The sequence below is a fragment of the Microbulbifer sp. genome (assembly GCF_036563125.1).
In the GTDB taxonomy this organism is placed as follows: Bacteria; Pseudomonadota; Gammaproteobacteria; order Pseudomonadales; family Cellvibrionaceae; genus Microbulbifer.
In genome coordinates this window covers 1-11279 of record NZ_DATCMV010000137.1, presented here as the reverse complement: position 1 = coordinate 11279, position 11279 = coordinate 1, and the positions used below count along the sequence as shown (strand labels likewise).

The 11279-nt window shown below is 60.5% G+C and carries 11 protein-coding genes and 1 pseudogene; 7 read left to right on the top strand and 5 right to left on the bottom strand.

What is annotated here, in order from left to right; translation table 11 throughout:
• Window positions 1-1130: pseudogene (locus VIL80_RS11855) on the bottom strand (LamG domain-containing protein); the annotation flags it as partial.
• Window positions 1131-1134: 4 nt separating this feature from the next.
• Complete coding sequence (locus tag VIL80_RS11850; RefSeq protein WP_332036316.1) at window positions 1135-2355, bottom strand: hypothetical protein; 1221 nt, start codon at window positions 2353-2355, stop codon at window positions 1135-1137.
• Window positions 2356-2639: 284 nt separating this feature from the next.
• Here VIL80_RS11850 and VIL80_RS11845 point away from each other — a divergent pair, with 284 nt between their 5' ends.
• The 7 genes from VIL80_RS11845 (at window position 2640) to VIL80_RS11815 (ending at window position 9759) form a co-directional block, all read left to right on the top strand.
• Window positions 2640-5366 carry an HzsA-related protein gene (locus VIL80_RS11845; RefSeq protein WP_332036315.1) on the top strand — a complete coding sequence of 909 codons (2727 nt, stop codon included), beginning with the start codon at window positions 2640-2642 and terminating at the stop codon, window positions 5364-5366.
• 3 nt (window positions 5367-5369) lie between these two features.
• Complete coding sequence (locus tag VIL80_RS11840) at window positions 5370-6206, top strand: SH3 domain-containing protein (RefSeq protein ID WP_332036314.1); 837 nt, start codon at window positions 5370-5372, stop codon at window positions 6204-6206.
• Window positions 6176-6832: an outer membrane beta-barrel domain-containing protein gene (locus VIL80_RS11835; protein WP_332036313.1), complete on the top strand. Its 657-nt coding sequence runs from the start codon at window positions 6176-6178 to the stop codon at window positions 6830-6832. Before VIL80_RS11840 ends, VIL80_RS11835 begins: the two co-directional genes overlap by 31 nt.
• A gap of 47 nt (window positions 6833-6879) precedes the next feature.
• Window positions 6880-7365 carry a TlpA family protein disulfide reductase gene (locus VIL80_RS11830; protein WP_332036312.1) on the top strand — a complete coding sequence of 162 codons (486 nt, stop codon included), beginning with the start codon at window positions 6880-6882 and terminating at the stop codon, window positions 7363-7365.
• A 3-nt stretch (window positions 7366-7368) separates the two neighbouring features.
• Window positions 7369-7608: a DUF4266 domain-containing protein gene (locus tag VIL80_RS11825; protein WP_332036311.1), complete on the top strand. Its 240-nt coding sequence runs from the start codon at window positions 7369-7371 to the stop codon at window positions 7606-7608.
• Window positions 7595-8743 carry a DUF3570 domain-containing protein gene (locus tag VIL80_RS11820; RefSeq protein WP_414684554.1) on the top strand — a complete coding sequence of 383 codons (1149 nt, stop codon included), beginning with the start codon at window positions 7595-7597 and terminating at the stop codon, window positions 8741-8743. The genes VIL80_RS11825 and VIL80_RS11820 overlap by 14 nt, the downstream gene beginning before the upstream one ends.
• Before the next feature lie 176 nt (window positions 8744-8919).
• Window positions 8920-9759 carry a 23S rRNA (adenine(2030)-N(6))-methyltransferase RlmJ gene (locus tag VIL80_RS11815; RefSeq protein ID WP_332036310.1) on the top strand — a complete coding sequence of 280 codons (840 nt, stop codon included), beginning with the start codon at window positions 8920-8922 and terminating at the stop codon, window positions 9757-9759.
• Between the two features lie 68 nt (window positions 9760-9827).
• Here the strand turns inward: VIL80_RS11815 and VIL80_RS11810 are convergent, their stop codons facing one another.
• The 3 genes from VIL80_RS11810 to VIL80_RS11800 all read right to left on the bottom strand — a co-directional run.
• Entirely contained in the window at window positions 9828-10271 is a 444-nt protein-coding gene (locus VIL80_RS11810) for a hypothetical protein (protein WP_332036309.1), read from the bottom strand.
• Between the two features lie 82 nt (window positions 10272-10353).
• Window positions 10354-10977: a LysE family translocator gene (locus VIL80_RS11805; RefSeq protein ID WP_332036308.1), complete on the bottom strand. Its 624-nt coding sequence runs from the start codon at window positions 10975-10977 to the stop codon at window positions 10354-10356.
• Window positions 10977-11279: DUF924 family protein (locus VIL80_RS11800; protein WP_332036307.1), on the bottom strand; the 303-nt coding region annotated here is incomplete at its 5' end. The genes VIL80_RS11805 and VIL80_RS11800, both read right to left, overlap by 1 nt.

The following is an 11279-nucleotide window of genomic DNA, read 5'->3' as shown; positions in this document are numbered from 1 at the left end:
CCGGTGCCGCTCAGGGTGTCGAACAGGCGCTTGCTGGTGGCGGTGGCCGCCTGGGCCTTGCCGCCGTTCAGCTGGATGCCCCAGGAGCCGAGCCACTCCACGTCGCCAGACAGGTTCAGGTCGATCGCCGGGTTGATACCGGAGGTGTCGTAGGCGGTGGTGCCGCTGCCGGTCTTGAATTCGTACAGGGCGATGGCGTTGTTCTCGATACGCCCGCCGCCGCTGGCGACAACACCGTCGGTGAGGAACAGCGCTTTGCTGGTCACCCACTCTGGGTCCACTTCGGTCACCGGGATACCGTTGACGAAATTGCGGATGGCCGCGGCCATGGTGTCGGCGTTATCGGCGCAGTCGCCCCAGCAGTTGTGGAAGTCACTGCCGAGGCGCACCACAAAGCGGGATTTCTCCGGGTTATCCAGGTCCATGCGCGCCTTGGAGGCCTCGTAGGCCTGGTCCACGTCGCTGCTGGCGAAATAGGGCTGTTGCGCAGTGGGCGCATCTTCGCTGTGGCAGGCGGAGCAGTATTCCTCGAGCAGCGGGTAAACGGTGGTGGCAAAGTTGCCGCTGCTGGCGGGGAAGCTTTTGCTCGCACCGACATCGCGCTCGGGCGGCGGTGTCAGGGTGATGGTGCTGACCACAGAACCCGCGGCCGCGGCCCACTCCTCGATGTAATTGGTGATGATTTCCGCACAGGCGTCGGGGCTGGCGAGCCAGCAGTTGTGGCCGCTGGCTACCTTGGTGACGAGGCGCGAATCCGCCGGGCTGCCGAGATTGACCAGCTCGCGGCCTTCACCGTGGGCGAGGTTGATATCGTCGCTGCGCACGAAACGCGGGCTCTGGTTGCCCTGGATATGGCAGCTGCCACAGCGGTTTTCCGCCGCCAGGTTGTCCCAGATATAGCGTTTGTAATTCTGTACATCTTCGCTTTCCGGCGCCGGCCCGGAATAGCTGGTATCGCCGGTATCCGGATTGGTATTCGGCAACTCTTCGGTGGACTGGCCACTGCCGCCGGAACAGGCCACAAGTAACGCCGATGCGAAAACACTCGACAGCAGTACCGTTCTGCGCAGCTGCGGGCGCGTAAACAGTGCGCTCAAGCGCAGTTGGATTTGTGCGGTTCTGGTTTTCATCTGGTTATTCTCCCGCACAGTAAACCGCGGTATCCGCATAGACCTGCTTCAGCCTGTAGCCATTGCCGGTGAAGCTCGCGGTGATGCTGTCGATCTGGTTGCGATCCTGCTGATCTTCCGGTGCGCGCAGGCACACCTGTTCGAACACCTTGGTGACCTGGCACTGGGCGAAGGCCTCACTGTTGGCCAGCTCCTGCCCCATGGACTTGGCGCCATTGCCGGAGCCCGGCAGCGCGCTGCTCCAGCCTAGGTGCATGTTGGGCCCCTCGCGCCAGTAGTTGTCCCACTTGTCATCGGGAATCACAAAACCGTAGGGAAAGGTCGCGCTGTTAATGTGGTGCTTGGCTTTGACCCGGGTGCCAGTGGCGGGATCGGTCTCCCCCGCACTGTTGTAATCGAGGTGGCCGTTTTCGCCGGTGGGGTCGTTGTCGACGTCGTAGACAAAATCGTAATAGGCAAAGGCCTGGGCCAATGGGTCCATGCCGCTGTGGCAACCGATGCAGCTGTTCTGGAACACGCGGCTGTCACCGCCCGGGCTGCGGCTGACATCCTGGCGGATGCGGTCCGGTGGCCTTGAGGTGTCGTGCACCTGCTCCAGATCGCGGCACAGGTGGTTCATCAGGGTGAAGCGGAACATGGCGCGGTTGGTACCGGCGTAGAAGAATGCCTTGGCGCCGCCGCGGGTGGTGATAACGCCGGCGGTCGCGTCGCTGGGCAGTCCGGTGACGGATGACTGGGTTTTGCGTTCGAGTGCGGTCTGCAGCGGGTAGCCGCTGTTTTCCAGTTCGATGTAGTGGTTGTTATTGCTGTTGCTGTAAGCGGGCAGGCCGAGACCGGAAGCACCGGTGTACAAAATATCGCCGGAGAGGATCTCGCGGAAGTCCTCGTCGTCGCGCACCATGCCGATCACGGTCGCGGTGTAATCGTTCAGGGGGGCAAAGTTGTCGCCGTCGCGGCTGGTCCAGGGAGTGACCAGGTTTTTCAGGGTCACGTTGTAGAACGCATCGCTCTGCATCGCCAGGTAGGCAGCGTCGCTCGCCTTGTCGGCGGCGATAAGTTCTGCCATCTGCGTCAGCGTTGCCACACTGGGCTTCACCCCAGTGATACGGCTGTGAATCTGCGCGGCCTGTTCTTCCGGGCCGGCCAGCGCGGGCTGGGCAAGAGATGCGCCGATACTGGCAGTCGCCGCAAGCAGCAGGCGGGCGGCTGGCGATTTAATGTTCATGAGGTTCTGTTCGTGTTGTTTTTTTTGTCACACACGCTGGGTGTGCAGCTGTATGTCTATTAACCGGCAACCGATAGTAAAGATTGCGGAATTATTCGCCAGCGGGAAAAATTTAAACCGTGTTGTGGTTGGCAAAAATCGTGTGCGTGACTTGAGGCAATTGCCTTCTGTCGCGAGAATCCGGAAGAATGCCACTGGTGAATATTGCCAGACACGAGTCCAGTTATCCCGCGGTTACCAAGGTAAGTGAGTACTGAGAAACCGACGGGAAAGAGGAATTTTTCTTGAACGATTTTTGTACGTTTTTCGCGCGCGCGAGACGCCTTTCCGTAAGCTCTTTGCTGTCCCCAATCGCACCGCTGGCGGTAGCGGTGCTCGCCGGTTGTTCCGGCGGCAGTGGTGGCTCCGGGCTCGGCGGTGGCGAGCAGGCGGAAGATCCAGTGGTGGTGGATTACCCGGTGATCTATGTGCGCCGTACGCTCAATCGCGACGAAGACGACGCGTTGATGGGCAGCGATATTTTTGCGCCCTCGACCTTCAATCCCGGGGCGGAACTGGTGTTGCGGGATCGCGCCACCGCCAGTGCGCCGGAGCGGGTGTTGACCACGGACCTGTTCGTCAGTGACGAGGAGGCCGGCATCGTGTTCGAAGGTGGCTATGACGTAAAAGATCTGGCGGTCTCCCACGATGGCAAAACCCTGGCGTTCGCCATGCGCGCGCCGAATATCGAGGGGCTGGATGACGACGAACAGCCGAGCTGGAATATCTGGCTGTACGATTTTGCATCTGCTGAGCTGAAGCGCGCGATCCAGTCCGATCTGATCGCCGAGGAGGGCGACGATATCGCCCCCGCATTCCTGGCAGATGGGCGCATCGTGTTTACCTCCACCCGCCAGCGCCGCTCGCGCGCGCTGCTGCTCGACGACAACAAACCGCAGTTTTCTGCGCTGGCGGAAGATCTCGAAGAGCCCGCTTTTGTGCTGCATGTAATGGAGCGGGACGGCAGCAATATCCGGCAGATTTCCTACAACCAGAGCCACGACCTTTCGCCCACAGTGCTCGCCAACGGACGCGTTCTGTTCAGCCGCTGGGACAATATGGGCGCACTTGACCGGCTCAGCCTGTACACCGTAAAACCGGATGGCACCGACCTGCAGTTCCACTACGGCTATCACAGCCAGGCCACCGGCACGAGCGCCGACCCGGCAAGTGATCCTGTGCCGGCGGCGTTCAGCAAACCCCAGCAGATGCCGGATGGGCGCATCCTGGTCACGCTGCGCTCGCCGGAGGGAATTACCTACGGCGGCGACATGGTGGTGATCGACGCGGAGAATTTCACCGAGGCCTACAGCGAACCGGAACAGCAGGGCTTGCTACAGGGGCAGGAGTCCCTCTCCGTCGAACAGGTCATCACCGACGGCGGTCTCTCCCCGCACGGCCTGTTCGCCAACGCCTGGGCGTTCCACGATGGCACCAGCCGCCTGCTGGTGAGCTGGAGTGAATGCCGGGTGATCGACCCGGCGACGGAACTGCCGCAGCCGTGCACCGACGACTGGCTGGCAACGGAGGGGATTGTCCCCGCCGACCCGCTCTACGGCCTGTGGATTTACGACTATAAAGAGGGCACCCAGCGCCCGATCATCCAGCCCGTCGAGGGGCAGATGATTTCCGAGGCGGTGACCGCCGATACCCGTCCGGTACCCGCGTTTATTCCCGAGCCGATACCCGGTATCGATATCGACCGCGACCTGTACGACGCGGGGCTCGCGATTCTGGATATCCGCAGCGTGTACGACTTCGACGGTGCCGCCGCGCTGGACATCGCCGCGGTGGCAGATCCGCAGCAGACCACCGCCGCCGAACGCCCGGCGCGATTCCTGCGGGTGGTGAAGGCGGTGGGAATCCCGGATCGCGATACCCTGGATTTTGACCGCGCCGCGTTCGGCCGCAGTCGCGCGCAGTCAATGCGGGAGATCATCGGCTACACCCCGATCCAGCCGGATGGCTCGGTGCGGGTCAAGGTGCCGGCCGATATGCCGCTCGCGATTTCCGTGGTGGATGCCAACGGCCGCCGCATCGTCGGCCGTCACAACAACTGGCTGCAGTTCCGTGCCGGTGAGATCCGCCAGTGCCAGGGTTGCCACAGCCGCGACAGCGAGGTGGCCCACGGTCGCACCGACAAGGAACCCGCTTCTGCCTGGGCCGGCGCGCCGACCAGCGGTGCGCCCTTTGCCAATACCGAGCCTGCGCTCAGCGCGAATATGGGCGAGACCATGGCGCAGCTGCTGGCACGGATTGCCGGCAACCCGTCACTGGAAGGGGACCTGAAGTTTTCCGATCAGTGGACCGACCCGGCGCTGCGCGCCAAAGACCCGAGCAGCGAACTGCTGATGAGCGAGCTGCAAACCCCCGCGCCTACCAGTGTCGCCTGCCAGAGCGCCTGGAGTGCCGACTGCCGCAGCGTCATCCACTATCCGACACATATCCAACCGATCTGGGATTTGCCGCGACAGGTTACCGACGACCTGGGCAATGTGCTGGAAGACCGCACCTGCACCAGTTGCCACAGCAACCGCGACGCCGCGGGTACGGCCCAGGTGCCGCCGGGGCAGCTGGACCTGCGCGCGGATCAGTCCGGGGTCAATACCAACTTCAGCACGTCCTATGTCGAACTGGTTTTCGACAATCCCACCGAGGAGCTGCGGGATGGTGCGGTGCAGAATGTGCTGGTGCAGGACACCGACGACAACGGCAATCCGCTGTTCGAGGTGGATGAAAATGGTGATCTCGTTCTCGATTCTGATGGTAACCCTATCCCGGTTTTGGTTACCATCGACATCCAGCGGATCATGAATACCGCCGGTGCCAACGCCAGCCGCTTCTTCAGCGTGTTTGCAGCGGGCGGTGTGCACGAAGGTGAGTTGTCCGCGGCGGAATTGCGTTTGATTTCAGAATGGCTGGATATCGGTGCGCAGTATTACAACAATCCCTTTGATGCACCGGTCAACTGACGTATGACAAGGCTTTGGAAAAAAAAAGCCCCTGAGCTGGCGCTGCTTGTTGCCGGCGTTTTGTTCGCCGCGCAGGCAGGCGCGGCGGACCAGGACAAAAAACAATCTGTTGCCGAGAGCTTCACCGCCAACCAGTTCGGTGAACGCCTGCCGCAAAACCTTCCTTTCGATACCGAGCAGGTCATCGTCGGGGCGGAATATCTCAATCTCTACACCGGTCCCGGTCGCGGTTATGTGATCGACCATGTGGCGGAGTACGGCGAGCCGCTGTGGCTGCTGAAGCGCCGCACCGACTGGGTCAAGGTGATGACTCGCACCGGCAAAACTGGCTGGGCAAAAATTGCCGAGCTGGACGAAATCGTCACCGTCGATGGTGAAGCGGTGGCGGTACCCACTCCCGGCATCGACGAATATCGCGAACAGGGATTGCGGGTCGGATTCGTCTACGGCGATTTCGAGGGTGCGAACTCGCTGGGGGTGTCGGTCGGTTACCGCTTTACCGATAACATCTCCGCAGAACTGCGCGCAGCGCAGACCATCGGTGCCTACTCCGACAGCCAGACCTACCAGGTGGCGCTGCTACACCAGCCGTTCCCTCAGTGGCGGATCTCGCCGTACTTTCTGCTCGGCACCGGGATCAATATCACATCCCCCAATGCCACCATCGTCGCCAGCGAAGATCGCCAGGACACCACCATGCTCACCGGCGTCGGTGTGACCACCTATTTATCCCGCCGCTTTGCCCTGCGCGCGGAAGTTGCCAATCATTACCTGCTCACCTCGCGGGAAACCAATCAGGAGATAGTCGAATGGAAATTGGGATTCGACGTATTTATGTAAAACTCGCCTGCGCGCTCTCCCTCGCCGGCTTTTCCGCGATAACCCTGGCCGAGGGTGATGAGGTGATCGACGAGATCATTTCCCCGGATCTGGAGCGTCGCGAAATCCACGAGGCGAAGATCGACAGCGAGGATTTCGAGTTCACCGTCTACCTGGGTGGTGTGCTGAGCATGGAAGATTTTGGTACCAACCGCATGATCGGTGGCAGTCTTGCCTACCACATCAGCGAAGATTTTTTCATGGAGGCCGGCTACGCGCAGTCGGAGCTGGGGCTTTCCAGCTACGAAAAGCTCAGTGGCAGTGCACCGCTGCTCACCGACGACGAGCGCGATCTCTCGATGTACAACCTGTCACTGGCCTGGAATTTCCTGCCCGGTGAGATTTTTATCCTCGACCGCTGGGCGCTCAACAGCAACCTGTACCTGATCGGAGGTATCGGCAACACCAGCTTCGCGGATGAGGAGTATTTCACCTACAACGTGGGAGTCGGCATCCGCATGCTGGCGCAGGATTGGCTGGCGCTGAGATTTGACGTACGGGATCACATTCTCGAGCACGAGATCTTCGGTGAGCCGCAGAATGCCAATAATATTTCTGCCCAAATGGGCGTTTCGATCTATTTCTGACGATTGAATCGCCGATAACAAAACGCAAAAGAAAACCGGAGAATTCCATGCGCAACTTTATCGCCGCACTCTGCGCCAGTGCCGCCCTGCTGGTGGGCGCGCCCGTATCTGCCAATGCTCCCGCTGCCGATTTCACGCTCGCGTCCCTCAAAAATGGCAACCTGAAACTCAGCGAACAGCGCGGCGAAGTGATCATGCTCAACTTCTGGGCCTCCTGGTGCGGTCCCTGCCGCGAGGAAATGCCGCTGCTTAACGATCTGCACACGCGTTACGAATCCGTGGGTTTCAAGGTGTGGGGTGTGAACGTGGATGCCAACCGCGAAGACGCGCAGGCGATGCTGAACAAGATCCCGGTGGATTTCCCCATTCTGTTCGATTCCGAGAGCAGTGTGAGCAAACTGTTCGGTGTGGAAGCCATGCCGAGCACCGTGTTCATCGACCGCGACGGCAATGTGCGCTATGTGCACAAGGGCTACCGCAGTGGCGATGAGGCCGAGTACAAAAAAATCATCAAGGAACTGATCCGGGAATAAACCATGATCAAGCGTGCGCTGCGGTTATTGCCTCTGCTGTCCCTTTTCTCATTCCTGGCCGGTTGTGAAACCATGATGCCGGAGCCGTGGGTCAAGCCCTACGAACGGCACTACCTCGCCGACCCGATCATGAGCTTCGAGCGGGATCCGGTGGCGGCGGGATATATGAATCACGTGTACGAAGCGCGTGAAGCAGCACGGGGTGCCGAAGGCGGTTCGGGAGGCGGTTGTGGTTGTAACTAACTGCAGAAAAATTTTCGGCGCGCTTGCGCTTTCCCTGTTTTCTGCCTGGGCCACTGCCGCGGTGCTGCCGGAAGAGCGCGCAGACACCATGTACCACTCCTACAGTGGCGGCGGTGTCACCATCGATGGTCCCTCGGTGCTGGTGCGCAAGAATATTGGCAACTCGGTTTCGCTGTCGGCCAACTATTACGTGGACATGATTTCCGGTGCGTCCATTGACGTGCAGGCCACCGCCAGTCCCTATTCCGAGCAGCGGGATGAGTTTTCTCTGGGCGCGGACTACCTGGTGGACAAGACCACCATGAGTGTCAGCTACACCAATTCCAGCGAGGACGATTACCAGGCGGAAACCGTGGGATTCGGCATCAAGCAGGATTTCTTCGGCGACCTCAGCACCCTGTCCATGCGCGTGAGTTTCGGCAGCGACGACGTGATGCGCAACGGCGATGACAATTTTCTTGAGCAGGCGGAGCACCGCCGCTACGCCCTCGGCTGGAGCCAAATTCTCACCACCAAACTGATCGCCGAGGTGAGCGTGGAAACCGTGGCGGACGACGGTTTTCTGAATAACCCCTATCGCAGCGTGCGCTATCTCGACCCGACCTCCGGTACCGGCTTCAGCTACCAGGCGGAGCTCTATCCGACCACCCGCAACAGCGACGCGGTGGCCCTGCGGGCCAAATACCGCCTGCCGTACCGCGCCGCGATCAAGAGTGAATACCGCCGCTACGCCGACAGCTGGGGTATCGACGCCGACAATCTGGAATTCCGTTACACCCATCCACTGGAAACAGAAAACCTGATTCTCGAGGGCAAGCTGCGTTTCTACCAGCAGACCGGCGCGGACTTTTACAGCGACCTGTTCCCGTATGTGAACGCCACCAGCTTTCGCGCCCGCGACAAGGAGCTGAGTGATTTCAGCAGCACCGCGATCGGCATCGGCGCCTCTTACCAGTTGCCGGAGCGCTGGTCCCTGTTTGATCGCCGCAGCAGCATCAATCTCTACTGGGATTACATGATGTTCGACTACGATAACTTCCGCGACGCGCGCGCCACACAGGCGCTGCCTGGCGAGGAGCCCACCTACAGCTTCAACGCCCATGTGGTCAGGCTGTTCTGGTCCATGTGGTTCTGACCGGGCCAGACTGCGCAGAAAATGATTGTCAGGGGCCGCAAAGGCCCCTAAAGTCGCCGCCCCCGAGGTGAGCCAATGCCGCAAATGGCCGTTTATTTGATCTAAGCTCTTCTCTCCAATCGCTGCGCATTGGCGCCGCGGCGATCGGGTTTTCCACAAATTCCCCGGATAGTCCCATGCTCAGTTACCGCCACGGTTTTCACGCCGGCAACTTTGCCGATGTGCTCAAGCACTGCGTGCAGATGGAAATCATTTCCTACCTGCAGAAAAAAGACACGCCGTTTGACTATATCGATACTCACGGCGGCGCCGGACTCTACAGCCTTGGCTCGGAAATGGCGCGCAAGAACAGCGAGTACATGACCGGCATCGGTAGGCTTTACAGCCATTGCGACCTGCCCGGTTTGCAGGACTACCTGGCACTGATTGCCGGCCTGAACCAGGAGGGTGGCCTGAAGTTCTACCCTGGGTCGCCGCTGATCGCCGCGGAAATGCTGCGGGCCCAGGACAAGGCCTGGCTGTTCGAGCTGCACCCGGCAGACGCCGAGCACCTGCGCAAAAACCTCGCCCGCCGGCGCCAGTGCCAGGTGCGTGAAGAGGATGGTTTCAAGGGCCTTTCCGCCCTGCTGCCCACCCGCTCGCGCCGTGCACTGGTGCTGATCGACCCGCCCTACGAGCAGAAGGACGACTACCAGCGCGTGGTGGATGCGCTGAAGCTGATCCACCGCAAAATGTCGAACGCCATCACCGCCCTCTGGTACCCGGTGGTGGACCGCCACCGTATCGACGTGCTGGAAAAGCAGCTGGTGGCCTCCGGTATTCGCAATATCCAGTTGTTCGAACTGGGCGTGCGCGCCGACGAGGCGGGTCACGGTATGACGTCTGCTGGCATGATCGTGGTGAATCCACCCTGGACCCTGCGCGGCCAGATGGAGGCGCTTCTGCCACCGCTGGCGGCGGAGCTGAGCGCCGATGGGGCCAGTCACTACCGCTGTGAGACGCTGGTTGCGGAATAGCTTGATGTGAAATGAAAAAGCCCGGAATTCTCCGGGCTTTTTATTGGCGGCTCAGGGCAGGATGGAAATCAGTCTTTCCAGAACTGCCACCATTTCTTGCTGTGCTCTGCGCGTGCAGCCTGGCCCTGCTCGGAACCTTTATCCAGCTCCTTGCGCTCCTGCTCCATCTTCTTGTCCAGCTGCTTCTCTTTGCCTTTCAGCTTTTCTTCGGGCTGCTTGTCTTCCGGCATTTTTCCATCAGGCTTGCGCGCCATCTTGTCCATTTTCTTGCCGTCGTGCTGGCCTTCAGCGTGTTCACGCTTGGCTTTCTTTTCTTCAAACGCGCGCTTCTCTTCTTCGTTCAGGCGGTAGGGCTCGGCCTTTGCCTGCGCATGTTCACTGGCATTGTGCTCTTGGTGAGCTTCCATTTGCGCGTGTTCATGCTTGCTCTTGTCGGTAGCTGCGGGGCTGTCGGCCAGTGCCGGTGCAGCAACAGTGAGTGCGGTGATTGCGGCGAGAAGGGTTTTGTTCATGGAGACACCTTATCTTTGTGAGGGGTAGATGGTGAATATATTGCCTTGTTCAGACTGAATTGTTCCTGAACACGGTCACGAATTACTGGATGCTAAATACCAATCGCGCGGCGAGTCCCAGTAGCAGCACGCCAAATACCTGCTGTAGGCGGTGGGCGGCGTTTGCACTGAGCCAGCCACGCCCACTCCCCAGGGTCACCAGCAGGGCAACCAGCGAATACCAGATTGCGTCGATACCGGCGGCGAGGCCAGCCATGCCAAGTTTGGTGCCGAGCATTTGCTCGGCCGAGACGAACTGGCTGAACAGGGCGGTAAAAAAGACCGCAACCTTGGGGTTGAAGAATGCTATCCCGAAGCCCTGCAGTGCCGCTCGCGAGGTGGAAACGAACTCTGGCGTCGGGTTGTTCGTCGCCGTGCTGCTCGGGGCGGGTGCGCGCAGGGCCTTCCAGCCCAGATAGACCAACATGGCCGCGCCGCCCCACTGGAGAATGGCGAAGAGCATGGGTATATGAGTGACCAATACGGCTAGCCCGAAAGCGGTCAGGCACGCATAGAGCGCAACGGCCCCGCCGTGGGCAACGGCGCACGCCAGCCCCTGGCGGGGACCGGCAGCGGCACAGCGCAACACGATTAGCAGGCTCGGCCCTGGGCTCATGGCACCCAAAGCACAGATTCCCGCCAGAGTCAGCCAGGAGAGCATATCCATCAGAAGCCACCTCCTTGTTGCAGCCATGCCTGCTCCGCAGTGGTCGATTCACGGCCGAGCGGCGCATTGCGATGGGGGTAGCGCCCGAACTCGTCGATGACTTTCTGGTGGGCAAGGGCGTATTGGTAGAAGCTCTCGGCCTTGGCGGCACCGCTGGCCCCGTCGAGATAATCCATGCGCAGGCGGTTGAAATAGTCCACAGAGCGGCGCTGCATGTGTTCGCTTTCGGCATGTTCCAGCGGCATACCGAGAAAAGCGCGCTGGAATAGACCCAGCTGTGCGTCGTCACCCCTCTCGATCAC